At 40.5% G+C, this 18,675-nt stretch carries 20 protein-coding genes and 1 pseudogene; 13 read left to right on the forward strand and 8 right to left on the reverse strand.

What is annotated here, in order from left to right:
- The first annotated feature begins 214 nt into the window (after nucleotides 1-214).
- From MF1_RS06110 to virB11, 10 genes and pseudogenes are all read left to right on the forward strand, one after another.
- Entirely contained in the window at nucleotides 215-1,099 is an 885-nt protein-coding gene (locus tag MF1_RS06110; protein ID WP_161510695.1) for a TrbL/VirB6 family protein, read from the forward strand.
- 165 nt (nucleotides 1,100-1,264) lie between these two features.
- Nucleotides 1,265-1,408 carry a TrwH protein gene (locus MF1_RS06115; protein ID WP_042995511.1) on the forward strand — a complete coding sequence of 48 codons (144 nt, stop codon included), beginning with the start codon at nucleotides 1,265-1,267 and terminating at the stop codon, nucleotides 1,406-1,408.
- A pseudogene (locus MF1_RS06680) lies at nucleotides 1,405-1,506 on the forward strand (TrwG protein); the annotation flags it as partial. The gene MF1_RS06115 and the pseudogene MF1_RS06680, both read left to right, overlap by 4 nt.
- A 67-nt stretch (nucleotides 1,507-1,573) precedes the next feature.
- A complete protein-coding gene (locus MF1_RS06120) occupies nucleotides 1,574-2,350 on the forward strand; it encodes a TrbJ/VirB5 family protein (RefSeq protein ID WP_161510696.1) in 777 nt (258 codons plus the stop codon).
- Nucleotides 2,351-2,591: 241 nt separating this feature from the next.
- Nucleotides 2,592-3,476: a TrbL/VirB6 family protein gene (locus tag MF1_RS06125; protein ID WP_161510697.1), complete on the forward strand. Its 885-nt coding sequence runs from the start codon at nucleotides 2,592-2,594 to the stop codon at nucleotides 3,474-3,476.
- Nucleotides 3,477-3,641: 165 nt separating this feature from the next.
- On the forward strand, nucleotides 3,642-3,785 hold the full coding sequence (locus MF1_RS06130) for a TrwH protein (RefSeq protein ID WP_042995511.1): 144 nt from the start codon (nucleotides 3,642-3,644) through the stop codon (nucleotides 3,783-3,785).
- Entirely contained in the window at nucleotides 3,782-4,480 is a 699-nt protein-coding gene (locus MF1_RS06135) for a VirB8 family type IV secretion system protein (RefSeq protein ID WP_161510698.1), read from the forward strand. Before MF1_RS06130 ends, MF1_RS06135 begins: the two co-directional genes overlap by 4 nt.
- Before the next feature lie 13 nt (nucleotides 4,481-4,493).
- Entirely contained in the window at nucleotides 4,494-5,300 is an 807-nt protein-coding gene (gene virB9, locus MF1_RS06140; protein ID WP_161510783.1) for a P-type conjugative transfer protein VirB9, read from the forward strand.
- Complete coding sequence (gene virB10 / locus MF1_RS06145; protein WP_161510784.1) at nucleotides 5,300-6,463, forward strand: type IV secretion system protein VirB10; 1,164 nt, start codon at nucleotides 5,300-5,302, stop codon at nucleotides 6,461-6,463. Before virB9 ends, virB10 begins: the two co-directional genes overlap by 1 nt.
- The gene (virB11, locus tag MF1_RS06150; protein WP_161510699.1) at nucleotides 6,438-7,499 is read left to right on the forward strand and encodes a P-type DNA transfer ATPase VirB11; all 1,062 of its coding nucleotides are present in this window, start codon (nucleotides 6,438-6,440) and stop codon (nucleotides 7,497-7,499) included. Before virB10 ends, virB11 begins: the two co-directional genes overlap by 26 nt.
- Before the next feature lie 2,240 nt (nucleotides 7,500-9,739).
- Here virB11 and MF1_RS06155 read toward each other — a convergent pair.
- The 7 genes from MF1_RS06155 to rimM all read right to left on the reverse strand — a co-directional run bounded on the left by MF1_RS06155 (nucleotide 9,740) and on the right by rimM (nucleotide 15,612).
- Nucleotides 9,740-10,519, reverse strand: coding sequence for a succinate dehydrogenase iron-sulfur subunit (locus MF1_RS06155; protein WP_011179894.1), 780 nt, complete (start codon nucleotides 10,517-10,519; stop codon nucleotides 9,740-9,742).
- Between the two features lie 14 nt (nucleotides 10,520-10,533).
- Nucleotides 10,534-12,375 carry a succinate dehydrogenase flavoprotein subunit gene (sdhA, locus tag MF1_RS06160; RefSeq protein ID WP_014924559.1) on the reverse strand — a complete coding sequence of 614 codons (1,842 nt, stop codon included), beginning with the start codon at nucleotides 12,373-12,375 and terminating at the stop codon, nucleotides 10,534-10,536.
- A 5-nt stretch (nucleotides 12,376-12,380) separates the two neighbouring features.
- The gene (gene sdhD / locus MF1_RS06165; RefSeq protein WP_014924560.1) at nucleotides 12,381-12,767 is read right to left on the reverse strand and encodes a succinate dehydrogenase, hydrophobic membrane anchor protein; all 387 of its coding nucleotides are present in this window, start codon (nucleotides 12,765-12,767) and stop codon (nucleotides 12,381-12,383) included.
- Between the two features lie 18 nt (nucleotides 12,768-12,785).
- Complete coding sequence (gene sdhC, locus MF1_RS06170) at nucleotides 12,786-13,187, reverse strand: succinate dehydrogenase, cytochrome b556 subunit (protein WP_042995515.1); 402 nt, start codon at nucleotides 13,185-13,187, stop codon at nucleotides 12,786-12,788.
- Between the two features lie 488 nt (nucleotides 13,188-13,675).
- Entirely contained in the window at nucleotides 13,676-14,116 is a 441-nt protein-coding gene (rplS, locus tag MF1_RS06175) for a 50S ribosomal protein L19 (protein WP_011179898.1), read from the reverse strand.
- 207 nt (nucleotides 14,117-14,323) lie between these two features.
- Complete coding sequence (trmD, locus tag MF1_RS06180; RefSeq protein ID WP_161510700.1) at nucleotides 14,324-15,022, reverse strand: tRNA (guanosine(37)-N1)-methyltransferase TrmD; 699 nt, start codon at nucleotides 15,020-15,022, stop codon at nucleotides 14,324-14,326.
- Nucleotides 15,019-15,612 (reverse strand): ribosome maturation factor RimM, encoded by a 594-nt coding sequence (gene rimM / locus MF1_RS06185; RefSeq protein ID WP_161510701.1) that lies wholly within the window; start codon nucleotides 15,610-15,612, stop codon nucleotides 15,019-15,021. Before rimM ends, trmD begins: the two co-directional genes overlap by 4 nt.
- Before the next feature lie 131 nt (nucleotides 15,613-15,743).
- Here rimM and MF1_RS06190 point away from each other — a divergent pair, with 131 nt between their 5' ends.
- Both MF1_RS06190 and MF1_RS06195 read left to right on the forward strand, forming a co-directional pair.
- Entirely contained in the window at nucleotides 15,744-16,565 is an 822-nt protein-coding gene (locus tag MF1_RS06190) for a SapC family protein (RefSeq protein WP_011179901.1), read from the forward strand.
- A gap of 2 nt (nucleotides 16,566-16,567) precedes the next feature.
- Nucleotides 16,568-17,536: a tyrosine recombinase XerC gene (locus tag MF1_RS06195; protein WP_161510702.1), complete on the forward strand. Its 969-nt coding sequence runs from the start codon at nucleotides 16,568-16,570 to the stop codon at nucleotides 17,534-17,536.
- A 24-nt stretch (nucleotides 17,537-17,560) separates the two neighbouring features.
- On the opposite strand, the gene MF1_RS06200 is transcribed toward MF1_RS06195, so the two are convergent.
- Nucleotides 17,561-17,839 (reverse strand): BolA family protein, encoded by a 279-nt coding sequence (locus tag MF1_RS06200; protein ID WP_042995516.1) that lies wholly within the window; start codon nucleotides 17,837-17,839, stop codon nucleotides 17,561-17,563.
- 121 nt (nucleotides 17,840-17,960) lie between these two features.
- Here MF1_RS06200 and MF1_RS06205 point away from each other — a divergent pair, with 121 nt between their 5' ends.
- Nucleotides 17,961-18,575, forward strand: coding sequence for a J domain-containing protein (locus tag MF1_RS06205; protein ID WP_011179904.1), 615 nt, complete (start codon nucleotides 17,961-17,963; stop codon nucleotides 18,573-18,575).
- Nucleotides 18,576-18,675: the final 100 nt, after the last annotated feature.

Raw genomic sequence — 18,675 nt, forward strand, 5'->3', positions numbered from 1 at the left:
CTGCTCTCAGAAGTAGAAACCAGTGTCTATAATTTCAGTGTTGTCCCAACAATTCAAAGGGACACACTGGCAATTTATTCCACCGCAAAACGATTTTGATGAAAAAATGCGCGGAGCAAATTGCATAAATGCAAATGAAATGCGCAATATGCATCACTGTCTGCATCACTGTCCTAAATGATGGAAAGATGAAAATTCATTAAAGAGGAATGCCATGGCTTTCACAATGTTTACGCAACTGTTCACTAAAATTGATCAGGCAATAACAACGTATGTCACGGGTATTTCATCAAAGGCCATTGCTACAATGACCCCCTTCGTATCCATCAGTCTTACCATCGCCTTCATCGTCTATGGATGGCTCATTATGCGTGGGGCAATAGATATGCCAGTCTCTGGATTCTTGAGCCGTTGCCTGCGAATCAGCATTATTACTTCAATTGCATTAACTACAGGGCTATATCAGAAAGATCTGGCAGATTTGATAATAAAAATGCCTAATGAGCTGGTAAGCACGCTGATGAGCAATCCACTAACAGATAATCAATTCACTAACTTGATTGACAAAGTGGCTGAAAAAGGTTTCGACCGTGCAAGCGAAGCTTTCGAGGAATCCGCTTTCTTGAATGCCGATGGGTTGCTTTTCGGTCTCTTCGGCATCCTCATCTTGCTTGCAACAAGCTTCCTCGTAGCAATCGGTGGTGCATTTATTCTGTTAGCAAAAATCGCACTTATACTTCTCGCCGGACTCGGACCTTTCTTCATCATTGCATTACTCTGGCAACCAACCTATCGCTTTTTCGAGCAATGGATAGGCCAAGTCTTGAGCTACATAATTCTCATTGTGCTTCTCGCCACTATATTTAGTCTAATGATGAATATCTTTGCAAATTACATGGAAGATCTGAAATTTGATGGACAGCAAAATATCGGTTACACACTTGGTGGTGCGCTCATCTTGTCCATTACCTCCATTATGCTATTGCTCAAACTATCCAGCATTGCGAGTGCTTTGGCAAAAGGCATTACCTTTGGACATCTCTGGAAACACGGTGCAGGGGTAGGCAATGCTTCTCAAAAAAGTCGCACAGCCAAATGAGAAAAATGTCTAGGAGCGCAAGAGATAACTCTCCGCGCTACTACTGAAGATTTTCGTAAATAAAATTAGATCGAAAAGCGGTCAACATTATTTCTAATCAAAATTGAAATAATGATAAAAAAGTGTTAAACAGAATTCAACAGTCGAATAAAGAGGAATGTTAAAATGAGATCAATCATTTTTACAATTTTGATTGCGAGTCTTTTATCGGCTTGCGCATTGGCTCCAAAGCCAAAACAACCCAATAACTGGAATCGAATGCCTGTTAATAAAGTGGTCCCTGCCGAAATTCAGCGAGGAGTGATATGAAAAAAAAAGAAGTGAAACCAGTAAAAGCCGAACGACTGAACAGTTATTATGAAGAAAGCCGAGGTTTAGAACGTGAACTCATCGGCGAGTTTATAAAATAAGCAATAAGGCAGTAATGTAATTAGTAATTCTTTTGCAATATGTGAAAACTAAAAGGAATGAAATATGAAAAAGCTGATTATTATAGCATTAGTAAGTGTAGTTCTTGGCATGCCAAACTCAACACTAGCACACTCGGATCGAAGTCATGTTAACCCTAGAGTAAGTATGCATCAGTTACAACAAACGATAGCTCAGGAAAAAGAGAGACAAAGAAAGGAACTAGCGGAAAGATCTGGTGATTATGCTTTGCTAGAAGCAATAAAGAAACAGCTAGAGATCAACAAACAGCAACTCGAGGAAGCAAAAAAACTGTATGGGTCTATAACAAGCAATCAAAAAACCACCAGCATATACCAAGATAGTGATAGTTTTTTTCTTAAAAACCCACAATTCATCTACAAACGCGATAAAGAATCAGAGATAAACCAGGTTGCAACCTTCATCAAAAATATTAGAGATAAAGAAAATTATCCTCACAATATCTCTACTCGTGAAGCACGCGACTCTATCAATGAACGTATCAAATATGCAGCGTTGGTCGATAAAGCTGTAAGTTTGCGAGTTTTTGAAGAAACAAAAAATCGTTTTAGCCAAATCGAAAAAATGTTAAAAGATATCGACACAATGAACGATCTGAAAAGCATTGCTGACTTGCAGGCTCAGATCAAGGGCAAATTAGCCATGATCCAAAATGAAGCAACAAAATTGCAAATGGTTGCGCATTTGCGTAACGCTGAACAGGAACTCATCAGCCAGCTAAAACGTAAACGCAGTGCCACAATTTTTAAAAGTAAAAACACACAAATGCCAAATATACAGTATGCAAAAGCCACCCAGTGAAGTTTTTTATAAGAATTTCTCCTATGTCACCGGTTTTTTCTGCTCTCAGAAGTAGAAACCAGTGTCTATAATTTCAGTGTTGTCTCAACAATTCAAAGGGACACACTGGTGATTTATTCCACCGCAAAACGATTTTGATGAAAAAATGCGCGGAGCAAATTGCATAAATGCAAATGAAATGCGCAATATGCATCACTGTCCTAAATGATGGGAAGATGAAAATTCATTAAAGAGGAATGCCATGGCTTTCACAATGTTTACGCAACTGTTCACTGAAATTGATCAGGCAATAACAACATATGTCACGGGTATTTCATCAAAGGCCATTGCTACAATGACCCCCTTCGTATCCATCAGTCTTACCATCGCCTTCATCGTCTATGGATGGCTCATTATGCGTGGGGCAATAGATATGCCAGTCTCTGGATTCTTGAGCCGTTGCCTGCGAATCAGCATTATTACTTCAATTGCATTAACTACAGGGCTATATCAGAAAGATCTGGCAGATTTGATAATAAAAATGCCTAATGAGCTGGTAAGCACGCTGATAAGCAATCCACTAACAGATAATCAATTCACTAACTTGATTGACAAAGTGGCTGAAAAAGGTTTCGACCGTGCAAGCGAAGCTTTCGAGGAATCCGCTTTCTTGAATGCCGATGGGTTGCTTTTCGGTCTCTTCGGCATCCTCATCTTGCTTGCAACAAGCTTCCTCGTAGCAATCGGTGGTGCATTTATTCTGTTAGCAAAAATCGCACTTATACTTCTCGCCGGACTCGGACCTTTCTTCATCATTGCATTACTCTGGCAACCAACCTATCGCTTTTTCGAGCAATGGATAGGCCAAGTCTTGAGCTACATAATTCTCATTGTGCTTCTCGCCACTATATTTAGTCTAATGATGAATATCTTTGCAAATTACATGGAAGATCTGAAATTTGATGGACAGCAAAATATCGGTTACACACTTGGTGGTGCGCTCATCTTGTCCATTACCTCCATTATGCTATTGCTCAAACTATCCAGCATTGCGAGTGCTTTGGCAAAAGGCATTACCTTTGGACATCTCTGGAAACACGGTGCAGGGGTAGGCAATGCTTCTCAAAAAAGTCGCACAGCCAAATGAGAAAAATGTCTAGGAGCGCAAGAGATAACTCTCCGCGCTACTACTGAAGATTTTCGTAAATAAAATTAGATCGAAAAGCGGTCAACATTATTTCTAATCAAAATTGAAATAATGATAAAAAAGTGTTAAACAGAATTCAACAGTCGAATAAAGAGGAATGTTAAAATGAGATCAATCATTTTTACAATTTTGATTGCGAGTCTTTTATCGGCTTGCGCATTGGCTCCAAAGCCAAAACAACCCAATAACTGGAATCGAATGCCTGTTAATAAAGTGGTCCCTGCCGAAATTCAGCGAGGAGTGATATGAAAAAAAAAGAAGTGAAACCAGTAAAAGCCGAACGACTGAACAGTTATTATGAAGAAAGCCGAGGTTTAGAACGTGAACTCATCGGCGAGTTTATAAGATCACGCAAAATAGCGTGGCGTGTGGCGTGCGTTGTTGGCATTTTTGGGTTGTTTGGCATGATGTGTGGGGTAGTTGGCTTTTCTCAACCAGCTCCCACTCCCTTGGTGCTGCGCGTTGATAACACAACTGGCGCGGTCGATATTATTTCTATGATGCGTGAACATGAAACCAGCTATGGCGAAGTTGTGGACAGGTACTGGCTCAATCAATATGTGCTTAACCGTGAAAGTTATGATTACGACACCATTCAGCTGAACTATGATACTGCAGCACTTTTAAGCGCTCCAACTGTTCAACAGGAGTTTTACAAAATCTATGAGGGTGAAAATGCCCGTGATCAAGTGCTTTCCAACAAAGCGCGCATTACAGTTAAAGTACGCTCGATTCAGCCAAATGGGCGAGGTCAAGCGACTGTGCGTTTTACAACACAACAACATGACAGTAAAGGCACAGTTGGGCCAAAGCAACATCAAATCGCAACAATTGGCTACACCTATGTTGGTGCGCCAATGAAATCATCTGATCGATTGCTTAATCCTCTTGGTTTTCAAATTACAAGTTACCGCGCTGACCCGGAAATACTTTTGAATGATTAAGGAATTGATTATGATGAAAAAACTTGTGTTTATCGCACTCCTGTCTTCGTTTTCCTCTTTTTATACGATATCCGTGCAAGCGCTTAAAACCCCATCCAGTTCCCAATATGACCATCGCATTCGCTATGTAACATATAATGTTGCTGATGTGGTTCAGATTGAAACTGTTCTCGGTGTAGCAACACATATCATTCTTGAAGAAGGCGAGCAGTATATCACCCACGCCTTTGGCGATTCTGAAGCTTATGCTTTTGCACATAAAGGGCGGCACATTTTTATTAAACCCAAAGCAGAACTCGCCAATACGAATCTTATCGTTGTTACCGACAAGCGTAGTTATAAATTCCGGCTACAGTTTCGAAATGATCGTGCTGGAGCTACCTATGAATTAGCTTTCCATTATCCCGATGCAAATAATAAAAAGTTAGAGGAAAACAACCAACGCCTTGCCATTGAACGTGGTTTTCATCAAGCCGTGAACGGTTATAACCTTAGTTACACCATGAGCGGCAACCAAGATATTGCTCCTATAAATGCTTGGGACAATGGACGTATTACCTATTTCAAGTTTCCCGCCAACATGGATATGCCATCAATTTACATTGTAGATGCCGAAGGCAATGAAAGCTTGATACCGCGTACTGTTGTAGGAAGTTCCAATGATATTATCGCTGTTCATAAAGTCAATCCTAAGTGGCTCATACGACTTGGCAAACGCGCTTTAGCTGTTTTCAATGAAGCCTATGACCCCAATGGTATACCAAACACAACTGGAACGGTATCCTCGGTGGTTCATCGCATCAATAAAGGAGGTAAATGATGTTCGACAATAAGAAAGGAGATGAGATCAATACAGGTGCAGAACAAAACTACACTGAGCATAAACATATTGAAGGTGCGTATGGTAGCTCCGAATTAGACTCGGAACGCCGTCCAATAGTTCCCGGTGCACGGACATTGTTAATAGTAGGGCTTATTGTCATAGTAGCGTTGCCGATTGCTCTGTCTTGGAAGGCTTTAAAAATGCGCAATGCCATAGACGTTGAAGAAGAAAAGCCTCAACAGACAGTAGAGCAAATTATACCTCGCTACACCCCTCGAATCACAGAGGAACCGAAAATTTTAGAAGAACCAGAAACACCAGTACAGGCAGAAGAACTAACGCAGTCTATTCCACCAGCCTTAGCACAACTTCTTCAAACAATGCCACAAAATTTGATTCAGGATGCTGAAGAATTGGCACGCAAACGTATGTTAAGTTCTGGTCTTAACAATGGTAGCAGTAGCGAAAGCTCTACAGAAAATTCAAAAAAGAATACACTTGACAATGGAAATAGTGGTGTATTATTCGATAAGCTCCAGCCTGTACGATTAGGTCAATCACACGCAGCCCAACTGCGTAACCGTGATCTCTTGATTACGCAGGGAACGCAAATAGATTGTACGCTGGAAACAAAAATCGTCACATCACAACCGGGAATGACAACATGTCATTTAACACGCGATATCTATTCTACGAGCGGTCGTGTTGTTTTGCTCGATCGTGGTTCCAAAGTCGTCGGTTTCTACCAAAGTGGCATACAACAAGGACAAACGCGCGTTTTCGTGCAATGGTCGCGTATTGAAACGCCGTCTGGTGTTATTGTCAATCTTGACTCACCTGGTACTGGCCCTCTTGGGGAATCTGGGATCGATGGTTGGATTGATACACATTTCTGGCAAAGATTTGGCGGTGCAATCATGATGAGTATAATCGGTGATTTGGGAGGATGGGTGAAAAATAAAATTGGTCAAGGAGATAAAGAAAGCAAGGAAAAATCACTATCTCAAAATACACAGAGTCCTGAATCAGTGGTTAACGAAGTTCTTCACAATTCAATCAACATTCCACCAACACTTTACAAAAACCAAGGCGAGCGGGTGAGTATTTTTGTTGCTCGCGATCTGGATTTCAGCGATGTCTACAGCCTCATTACACGCTAACCCAGTACAGAAAGATCAAGCAGTTGCACAACTTCTACAGCCGCTTGATTCTTTCTTAAAAGATCCGAAAATTACTGAATTATCGATCTGCCGTCCCTGTGAAGTGTGGACAAAAAGCTTCGAGGGCTGGAAGGTACATAGCGTACCAAAATTGACAAGCTCTTTTTTGCAAACGCTTATCACTGCCATTATCGTTTACAACGGTATGGTTCCCAAAAGCATTAATTATGTGCTGTTGCCTGGAGGGCAGCGCGGTACAATTGTGCAAACACCAGCTGTCATCGACGGCACACTCTCCTTTATGATTCGTAAACACTCCCTGATGGTGAAGACGCTAGAAGAACTTAATGAAGAAGGTGTACTCAATGACTTTACCGACGTGAGTTTCAATAAGCCTTCAGAAAAAGAAGCGAATGATTTCCTATTAAAACAGGATTTTACACGATTGGAGCCATTTGAAGTTCAACTTCTGCAACTCAAACGTGACAGAAAAATTCTTGAATTTTTGGAAAAATGCGTATTTCATAAACGCAATATCATTATTGCAGGCAAAACAGGATCAGGTAAAACAACATTTGCTCGTTCCTTAATCGAAAAGGTGCCTACAGAAGAGCGTATTATTACGATTGAGGATGTTCATGAGCTTTTTTTACCCAATCATCCCAATCATGTGCATATGCTTTATGGTGACGATGTGGATCGTGTTTCAGCTGATGAGTGTTTAGATGCATGTATGCGTCAATCGCCTGACCGTATTTTTCTCGCTGAACTGCGTGGTAATGAGGCATGGGAATACCTCAACTCATTAAATACTGGCCATCCCGGATCAATTACCACAACACATGCCAACAATGCTTTGCAAACGTTCGAACGGTGTGCCACATTGGTCAAAAGATCAGAAATTGGCCGCCAACTCGATCTAGAAATGATAAAGATGGTGCTCTACACCACAATTGATGTAGTGCTATTCTTTAAGGATCGAAAGCTTTCTGAAGTTTTTTACGACCCAGTTTTTTCTAAATCGAAGATAGCTTAAATAAGGATCTTCTCTTAGCAGTACCGAAATTTCAACAAAAAGCCGTAATAAATTATTACGGCTTTCTTATTTAACCTTTTGAAATAAAATTCTTCCGCCTCCCTGGTGAAGCTTTCGCACGCTTGCAACAAAAAAATGAAAGAGTAATAGGAACAATACCACATGAAACAAAATCATGTACAAAACTCTCATCGCTTTCAGTAACTTTTTTATTTATTTTTTTGGAAGTATGCCTCTTATAACGAGGATGAAAAATCACGATAGAACAAACATTTCCAACAGAAGAAATGACTTTCGCCCTATACATTAATGAAAATTCTATGAGATATGAAACATTCAAAAACCACAAATAATCATTGCCCTTAGAAATAATAGTTAATTTTTCAGAAATTCCATGCTCTATTTGCAAGCCATTTTGTTATAATTCTTGATCAGACAGCTCATTCAGCTTACTGAAACGGATAGTTTTATACATTATGCGTTTAATTTGGCAGAAAAAGATCATATTCCAATCCACTCATTGAAGGCATAGCAGCGTAATACTTTTAGCCACCTTGTTGATTACCTTACTAAGTGGGTAATGAGCAGTGAACTTCTGTGCCATATAAACCCACTTGTCGTCACAAAAGCGGCATCCGAGAATATCTTGGATCAATTTTGCGACTCCATCATACGTCCACCCTTTCTATAGTTCTTTTCCAACATAACTTTGCATAGTAGCAAATCATTTCTCAACCATCGGAGTTATTTTTCACATAAGTTCTTGCTCGAAAAATTATACACAACCTATACTATACTGACGAAAACTATGAGCAAATGAACACAACAAAATGCCGCAAAAGCTCTTCTTTATCTTGAACAATAAAGAGAAAACATTGATTGATCTATGTTTCCGATAGTCATTATAAACTCTCTCTTTCAAGTTGGAATTGGAAAATGCGTGATAAAAATATTTTTCATTGCTCAAACAAATCCTGTGCGCTTATAGCCAAGCTAAGCAAGCTGAGAGGATCAAAAATATAACGAAAGCTCCATCTTAAACCGTAGTAAAAATTTCTTTTTTTCGCAGCTAAGAAGAAAAAAATGGGTGTCCGTGAAATTCTATCAGAATAAAGCATCATTTTTATGATGAGTGAATGTACCTAAATTCAGCGCATCGAACGCTCTAAATTAAAGGACGATTGAAGAATAGAATAAGCATCTCATAAAAGAAGAAACTTGTTTACCGAATCGCCAGACTCACATCTGAAGTATACTAGTTTCTTGAAGAAGTATTCAATAAAGTTACGTTCTTTGTAAAGCTTCTCATCATTATGCAGTCTTTCCCTGTTTGAGCAAGAAGAAAAGAAAGGAAAGCAGTTTTGTTGTTTCCTCACTTGTTCTCTGAATCTATCTCGATTATAACTTTCATCAACAAAACTTGTGTATTTTCAAATCATTCAGGAAGCTACGCTGTCTGAATCATATTTTTCCAATTCTCTAGAGTGAGATAAAACGTAAAGTTCTTGATCCAAAGAATCCACCATAGCATAACTGTTCGGAGAGAAAATTTTGGCTTGCTCCTTGCCAATACTTCCCTCTCATACCAACCTTCTCTATAACCTGTAGAGCTCGGACACGGAGTCCATCGATCCTCACAGATTCACCATCATAATCCACAGTTCATAATCCTTGACAAACTTTTCCCCAAAACGAATGTCAGCCCGCTTTTTAACACCAGGATTCATAATTGAGGAGTGCTTTGTCACTTGCCTGAGAAAAAAGAATTTCTCCTTTTTGCCCCCCGTTTTTAAAATAGAATGAACACCTTTAACAAAACGGCAGGGAAGGTTTTCAGCCCTTTTACGTGCATCCCAGAAACTTATTCTCAATAAATGCCTAAATTCTTTCCAATCTTGGCTCCTTTATGGAATGCTTCTGTCTGGAAATGTCCTTGTTCTTTACAAATGAAATGTTGCAAACAATTCCACCTTTACTCTCACATCTTACTTAAATACACAGAACCCCGAATGCTGTATCATTGCCACTTCTTATCCACATTTAAGATGCTTTTTTTCAAATCAACTCTCTCTTTTTTCTAAAAGGATTTTGCCTTTTTCAACCAGTGACAAGCACATTTCAATTTTCATAAAAATCAACAAGCTTTTATAGATTAAGATCCGTACATTCCCTCAAAAAGCACAAAAATATGGAGAAGTGGTTGCATCTTCTCACTTTAACCTCGTCGACTGATAAATTTTTTAAAGGCGGCGTTCAATCATGAGTTTTTTAATTTCAGCAATTGCCTTGGCTGGATTGAGCCCCTTTGGACAAGTTTGCGTACAATTCATAATCGTATGGCATCGATAAAGCCGGAAAGGATCTTCTAAGTTATCAAGACGTTCACCGCACATTTCATCACGTGAATCAGCAATCCAACGATAAGCCTGGAGCAAAACAGCCGGTCCTAAATAACGATCACCATTCCACCAATAGCTTGGACATGATGTCTGACAACATGCGCACAAAATACACTCATAAAGACCATCGATTTTTTGGCGGTCAGAGTAACTTTGCAACCACTCTTTAGCAGGCTCGGGAGAGACAGTTTGCAACCAAGGTTCAATCACACGATGCTGTGCATAAAAGCGCTTCAAATCAGGAACCAAATCTTTGACAACGGGCATAGAAGGCAAAGGATACACTTTAATGGGATGTTTCACATCATCCATCCCTTTGGTACAAGCCAGCGTATTGGTTCCATCAATATTCATTGCACATGAACCACAGATACCTTCACGGCATGATCTGCGCAATGTCAAAGTTGGATCAATATGATTCTTGATAAATAAAAGCCCATCAAGAATCATTGGACCGCAAGCCGAACGATCCACATAAAAGGTATCAAGACGGGGATTTTCCTCATCATCAGGAGACCAACGATAAACGTGAAATTCTGTCAGTTGTGTAGCACCTTCAGGCTTAGGCCAAACCTTTCCGGCTTTAACTTGAGAGTTTTTAGGAAGTTTAATTTGTACCATAATTCATCCTTCCCTTAGTAAACACGTTTTTTAGGCGCAATGCGCTTTAAATCGATCCCACCATCCGCTTCAGCTGTTAATGGATCCACATGGACGGGTCGATATGATAATGCGACCTTACCATCTTTTGACAAGTGGGAAAGCGTATGTTTACGCCAATTTTCGTCATCACGCTCTGGATAATCTTCACGTGCATGAGCTCCTCGACTTTCTAAACGCGCTTCTGCTGAATAAACAGTCATAATTGCATTAGCCATTAGATTCTCAAGCTCTAATGTTTCAACCAAATCAGAATTCCATATCAGTGAGCGATCTGTTACTTTGAGATCAGAAAGCTCACCCCAGATTTGACTTATCCGCTGACATCCTTGCTGCAAAGAATCTGCTGTACGGAAGACAGCGGCATCTTCTTGCATAGTGCGTTGCATTTTTTCACGCAATATTGCTGTTGGCGTCGCACCGTCAGCAAAACGTAAACGATCAAAACGTGCCATAATCTCATCAACAGCTTCTTCATTAAGAGGTGGAATTTCTGCATCGCGATCAATCACTTCCCCCGCTCGAATGGCAGCTGCACGGCCAAAGACGACAAGGTCAATTAATGAATTTGAACCCAAGCGGTTAGCACCATGAACAGAAGCACATCCAGCCTCACCCACTGCCATCAAACCTGGTTGAACACGATCAGGCGAATCAGCTGTTGGATTAAGAACTTCCCCATAGTAATTGGTGGGAATACCACCCATGTTATAATGAACCGTTGGAAGGATGGGGATAGGTTCTTTTGTTACATCAACACCTGCAAAGATTCTTGCTGATTCCGAAATCCCGGGTAAACGCTCATGTAATATCATAGGATCAATATGGTTGAGGACCAAATGAATATGGTCCTTCTTCGGCCCAACGCCGCGCCCTTCACGAATTTCGAGTGTTATACAACGCGACACCAAATCACGTGAAGCCAAGTCCTTAAAGGAAGGGGCATACCGTTCCATAAAACGCTCGCCCTCAGAATTGACCAAATAGCCTCCTTCACCACGCGCTCCTTCTGTAATTAAGCAACCAGAACCATAAATACCCGTGGGATGAAATTGAACAAATTCCATATCCTGAAGTGGCAATCCAGCACGTGCAATCATTCCACCACCATCCCCTGTACAAGTATGAGCCGATGTCGCCGAAAAATAAGCACGTCCATAACCACCGGTTGCGAGAACGACCATCTTGGCAGAAAAACGGTGCATTGTACCATCATCAAGATTCCACGCTACAACGCCCGTACACACATCATCGGTCATAATCAAATCAAGCGCAAAATATTCAATAAAAAACTGCGCATTATGCTTTAAGCTCTGCCCATAAAGCGTATGCAAGATCGCATGCCCCGTACGATCAGCCGCCGCACAAGTGCGTTGGACTGGTGGACCTTCACCAAACTCTGTCGTATGCCCCCCAAAAGGACGTTGATAAATTTTACCTTCTTGCGTACGCGAAAAAGGAACCCCATAATGTTCTAATTCATATACAGCAGCAGGTGCGTTACGCACCAAATATTCCATTGCATCGGTATCGCCTAACCAATCAGACCCTTTTACCGTATCGTATAAATGCCATTGCCAATTGTCGGGCCCCATATTTGAAAGTGACGCTGCAATTCCGCCTTGTGCTGCAACTGTGTGCGATCTTGTTGGGAAAACCTTTGTGATACATGCTGTCTTTAATCCTTGTTCAGCCATACCAAGCGTCGCACGCAAACCTGCACCGCCTGCACCAACGACAACAACATCAAATTTATGATCTACATAATGATAAGGAACATTACCTGCTCTAGCGCCCAGAGATAATTCTGTGCCCATATTGTTTAAACCCCTAATGCAATTTTTAAAAGAGCAAAAATGATTATACCGCCCAGAACAAAACAAAATGAAACATTTAATACCAAAAAGAGTATCCGCAGGCCTTCACGTCGAATATAATCTTCGATAACAACCTGCATTTCAAGTTTCATATGATAAAGAACTGAAAAAGTTAGCAATCCCATTAAAATAGTTACAACCGGATGTGAAAGCCGTGCATGCACAATGGTATAGTCCTTTCCAATAAGTGAGAGAATAAGAACAATAAAAAAGATACAAAGTGGCAGATTAAGCACACTTGTCAAACGTTCTAGCCAAAAATGCTCTGTCCCTTCACGCGCACTCCCAAGTCCACGCACTTTCCCAAGTTCTGTTCGAAAATCTTTTTTCATACCTCTTTTTGCCCCTAGCTAGACAATGCTGCATCCAATAATCCAAATCGTCAGAGTGACAATAAGAGAAATAAAAACTGTCGCCCAAGCGGTTAACACTGCCTTTTTTTTATCTAAAAGGCAAGGATTCATGTCCCAAACAATGTGGCGAATATCGCCAACCATGTGATGAACTCCAGCAAGCGTGTAAAAAAACAAAATACAAAGCCCAGGCAAAGAACTATAAATTTCATGAACTGTTCGAAACATCTCATCCCCACAAGCAATTGAAATTAACCAAATAGTGAAGAATATCATTCCAAAATAAAGCCCTAGGCCGGTGATACGATGCGCAATGGACATCGCCATAGTGATGGTCCAACGATAAATACTCACATGGGGAGAACGAGGGCGCTCTTTTATCATAGTTGTCTCTGTCATAAAATACCCTGACCTGGCTTTAACTATAATCGCATCATAAGCGAGGAAGACTCGCACAAAATGACCAAGTATATTATCGTTTCCATTTATTTAGCACCTAATGATGCCAATATTCACAGGTCGGTTATCTCAAATAACGGATTAAAGGTCACGCATAAAAAAAACCGATTATTCTACAGCTACAAGCCATGGAACTCACTTTATTTAATACAATTTTTTCTCCACGTCAAAGGTCTATCATTGTTTCTCAAATATAAACATGCATTTTTCCAAATGCATTTATCCCTGCTTCTCTGAATATCAACAATATGCTCCACGATGTCCTGAATTTCAGCTATCGTTAAGAGAAACAAGAGGTATAGACCTTTGATGCTTCAACGTTTTGATACACAGGAAAGCCAATGTTTTAGCTACAAATACGAATCACTGACCACACAAAAAAAGCGACATAAAAGTCGCTTTGTCATAAACTCTAGCAGATGCAGTAGTTATTCAGCAGCTTGCTCTGCAACATCCACTGTAACAGCGGTTGCTTGTACTCTCTCAGCAACCTTTTCATCTTTTTTCCGGTATACTCTCTTTTCAGCGATACGCGCAGCCTTACCTCTCAAACCACGCAGATAATAGAGTTTCGCCCGACGCACTTTACCACGGCGCACAAGTTCAACTCCCTCAATTAAGGGAGAATAAACTGGAAATACACGTTCAACACCTTCACCATAAGAAATCTTGCGCACTGTAAAGGTTTCATTCAGACCACCACCTGAACGTGCGATACAAACCCCTTCATAAGCTTGCACACGTGTCCGTGTACCTTCGGTCACACGCACCATGACACGGACGGTATCTCCTGCTTGAAATTTTGGCAGTTGGCGTTTTGCTTCAATTTTTGCGCATTGTTCAGCTTCGAGCTGCGCGATAATATTCATTGCTTTCATCCTTGATGTTTTTTATTGACCAGTCAGAGCGCCCAACTCTTGCCGAAAAAAGCCTTTTCACAAACAGAAAAATTCTTTAGGCTATGCCTTACACAGGAGCGAATACACTATCCCTTAAATTTTGGAACTACAGAAAATCCTTCACAGGAAAACTCTCTAAAAAGAGAGCCATACAAATACACCATCTTACAACATGAATCAAGTTTTCTGACGATTTTTATCATAAAGAGCATAAAGCTCAGGGCGACGTTGACGTGTTAACAATTCGGCTTGCTGTTGACGCCAATCAGCGATAGCTTTGTGATGACCTGATGTCAACACTGGCGGAATACAACGCCCTTCAAAAATAGAAGGGCGCGTATATTGAGGGTGTTCAAGCAAACCATTCTCAAAACTTTCACATTTTCCAGAAGCCTCATTGCCCATAACCCCTGGTAAAAGACGCACGATAGCATCCAAGAGAACCAACGCAGCCGTTTCACCTCCTGAAAGGATATAATCACCAATGGATACTTCTTCTAATTTCCGCGCTTCTATTATCCGTTCATCGACGCCTTCAAAACGTCCACAAACCAATGTCACTCCCGACTCACACGCCAAAGAACGCGCATAAGCTTGGTTAAAAGGCCGTCCACGCGGACTCATCAACAACCTTGTTGAATCATGTGGACAACTATCAAGTGCAGCCGCTAACACATCCGCCCGCATCACCATACCAGCCCCCCCACCAGCTGGTGTATCATCAACGCTATGGTGTTTATCCAAAGCAAAATTCCTAATCTGCACTGTCTCGAGCGACCATATTCCTCGTTCTAAAGCTTGCCCTGCTAAAGAATAACCCAAAAATCCAGGAAACATTTCGGGATAAAGTGTTAAAACGCGCGCTTGAAACTTCATTTTTTCATTCTTTCATCCTCATTTGAATCCAAGTCGTTTTCTACCTTATTTTTTTCCTTGTTGCTCAACAAACCAGCTGCCACTGGCTCGACAACAAGAAAACCAGAAGTAACGCAAATTTCTGGCACCGCTGCCTTGCTAAAGGGAATAAGCACGGTTGTTTTACGCGTATTCAAACGAATTTCAAGCAAATCACCAGCCCCGAAATTAAAAAAACCACTCACTTTGCCTAAGCTTTGACCGGCACAATCCTGAACACGAAGCCCAATTAAATCAACCTGATAAAATTCATCCTCAGCCAAATCATCAACCAATTGATCGCGCGTAACATAAAGGCGAATCCCCTTTAAAGCCTCAGCAGCACTGCGATCTTCAACCCCTTTAAAATGCACAATTGCATTATTTTTTTGCACGCGAAGCATTACAATTTCATAAGGCCGTCCCGTATCATCATAAAGGATACCATAAGTCTTTAAACGCTGTGGTTCAGCACTCCAGACCTTCACCAAAACATCCCCCTTTACACCATGAGGTAAATCAATAATGGCAAGATAAACTTTATTTTTAAGCTTTTTTCTACTATATTTCATACGAAAATACCGTCTTTTAAAAGCGAATCTCTCAGTCTCGTAACTTTCTATTAAATTTTGTTGCCATATTAAAAATCTTCCAGAAAGACCTTTCTTGGTAACAAAAACAAATTAATAAAAGGAGAAGTCTTATGGCAAATGTTATGCTTTTCTACAAAGATATTACCCCAATCAACAAAGTTTCCCATAAAAACCTAAAGTTTGCTCCTCCAAGCGATATGTCTTTCGCCAAGGATACTCACTGGGTTCCTTTAGCAAGTAGTGAATATTTTCAAGCTGCTCTAGACTATCCCATTTTGTTTATGTGCGCAGAAGATGAACAAAAGAAACGGCATTATACATCTGCTGCTCTTGTAGGTCTTTCTAACGACGAAAACGATTACATCGTCTCCGATAAAAGTTGGAAAAAAAATACGTATCTCCCAGCTTTTGTCCGTCGCTATCCTTTTGCGCTTGCACAATTTAAAAATGAAAAAGAACTTTCTGTTTGCTTTGATCAGCAATCAGGCATGTTCAATGAGGTTGCAGGTACAGAACTTTTTAATTCGGATGGATCTGTTTCTCCCTTCATGGAAGAGCGTATTCGTTTTCTTGAAAGCTTTAAAAGCGCTATGGAAAAAACCGCTCAGTTTATCGATGCCCTTGTAGAGATGGATCTTCTGAGTCAAAAATCAATCAATGTAAAAAATGACAAAGGTCTTTCAGCGCAATTGGAACATTTCTGGGTCGTTGATGAAGAAAAACTGAATAAATTATCCGCGCACCAACTTGCCAAGCTCCATAAAAATGGCTTTTTAGGATTGATTTTTGCCCATCTTATGTCAACGCACAATCTTTTAAAGATACTCTCTTTAAAAGGCGAAAAACATATGACCAATCATAAAGAACAAGCTTCAAAAAAGAATGATTACGCCAATAGCGAAAAACCTAAAAAGAAAGAGACCTTCAACTAGAAATGCCCCCAAAAGATGACAGTAGAAAAGGCAAAAATGTCTTTCTGATTCCAGCGGATCCTTCTGTTTTAGCCGCCAGGAAAAACTGGTTGGATAATCTTCTACGAACACGTCGCATGGCAACACACACAGCACAAGCCTATGAACGTGATACACGACAGTTTTTGTCTTTTCTTTGTCAACACCTTGGGCACAAACCAACCTTTCATGATCTGGCCAATTTGCGCGTTACTGACTTGCGTGCTTATCTGGCTTATCGCCGCACACTCAATATAAGCGCTCGTTCTTTAAGCCGGGCGATGGCGGGTTTACGTTCTTTTTTCAACTACTTATCCCGCGAAGGGATCGTCAGCATTCCTGCTTCTAAGCTTGTCAGAACACCCAAATACTCAAAATCATTACCCAAACCTTTGGCTATAAAATCAGCACTTCATGTCGTTAAACAAGAAAATCAACAGGAAAATGAATCATGGATCATTGCCCGTAATGCTGCTGTCTTAATACTCCTTTATGGCTGTGGAATGCGAATATCAGAAGCCCTAGCGCTCACGCCAGAACAATTTTCTGATCCTGAAAAAACAAGTTTATTCGTGACCGGAAAAGGTGGGAAAACACGCCTTGTCCCTCTCATTACAGTTGTTTACGAAACAATACAAAATTACCTCAAATGCTGCCCGTATCCTTTAGTGAAAAACCAACCAATGTTCCGCGGTGCTCGAGGTGGCCCCTTGCAGCCAGCCATTATTCAACGAACTGTTCGAAACTTACGTTCAAGCCTTGGTTTACCAGAAACTGCCACCCCCCATTCACTGCGCCACTCCTTTGCCACCCATCTTTTATCACGGGGAGGAGATTTGCGCACCATTCAAGAACTTCTCGGCCATGCCTCCCTTTCTACCACACAAATCTATACACATGTGGATACAGACCGTTTGTTAGAAATTTATCAAAAAGCGCACCCCCGTGCCTAAAAGACTTTTGAACGAAAAAACACGTTAAACAGATTCAATCTCAAGCGCCAAAGCATGAACACATGTTGCTAACTCTTTTTGTAAAACTTTATAAATCGCCCGATGTATCTCTACACGTGTCATACCTGAAAAAGAAGAAGATAGAATTTTCACCCGAAAATGCGTTTCCCCTTTCCCATAAAGGGCATGTTCCTGATGAGGATGTCCAACATGAAGGTGACTCTCATTAATCACTTCAAGCTTTTGCGGACAAAAGGCATCCTGGAGTTTCCTCCTGATCGTTATTTGAATCGCAGTAGACATTTTTTGTTCCTTCACAAAATGATCAATTCAATAAACTTTTTTGATTACCAAATGCGTGTGAACACAAATTTTTCAAAAGTCAATTCTTGTCAAACTGATCAATTTTTCATAAACCAAAGATATGGTAACAACATCCAAATTATTTGACTCAATTCGAATCAGCTCTAATAAAAAGAAGCAGCCTGAAGCACAACAGTGTCAATGGGAAGGCTGTAAGAAACCAGGAGCCCATAAAGCACCAGCAGGTCGAAATCGTGAAGGACAATATTTGTACTTTTGTATTGAGCATGTGCGCGCTTATAATAAAAACTTTAATTATTTTTCTGATCTTAGTGACAAAGATATCGAAAAGTTTCAAAAGGATGCTCTCACAGGACATCGCCCAACATGGCCTACAGACCTCAGCAATGGTGTGTCGAAAAAAACAGCTGTCAATTATGCAAAAATCCGCTCTGGAACAGCTGCCTACCAAAATCGTATGCGCAATCCATTCACTTTGTTTACCCAACGTCATTCAGTTAATACGCATTCACGAAAATTGAAACCTTTAGAAGCTAAAGCTTTTGATATATTGGGATTACAAGCAAACGCTTCAGCTGAAGATATCAAAATGAGATATAAAGAACTGGTCAAAAGACACCATCCTGATACCAATGGTGGCAACCGTTCTTCAGAAGAGCGCTTTCGCGATGTCCTTCATGCCTATAATCTCTTAAGAAAATCTGGCCTATGCTAGAAAAGCTTCAGCTTCATATGAAACCATTTTAGTTTGAACTTTTCTCGTTTTCGCAAGCTAATATAGAACATAGGTGATAAAGCGTTTTTTTAAAACCAAA

Source organism: Bartonella quintana (assembly GCF_009936175.1).
GTDB classification, from domain to species: domain Bacteria; phylum Pseudomonadota; class Alphaproteobacteria; order Rhizobiales; family Rhizobiaceae; genus Bartonella; species Bartonella quintana.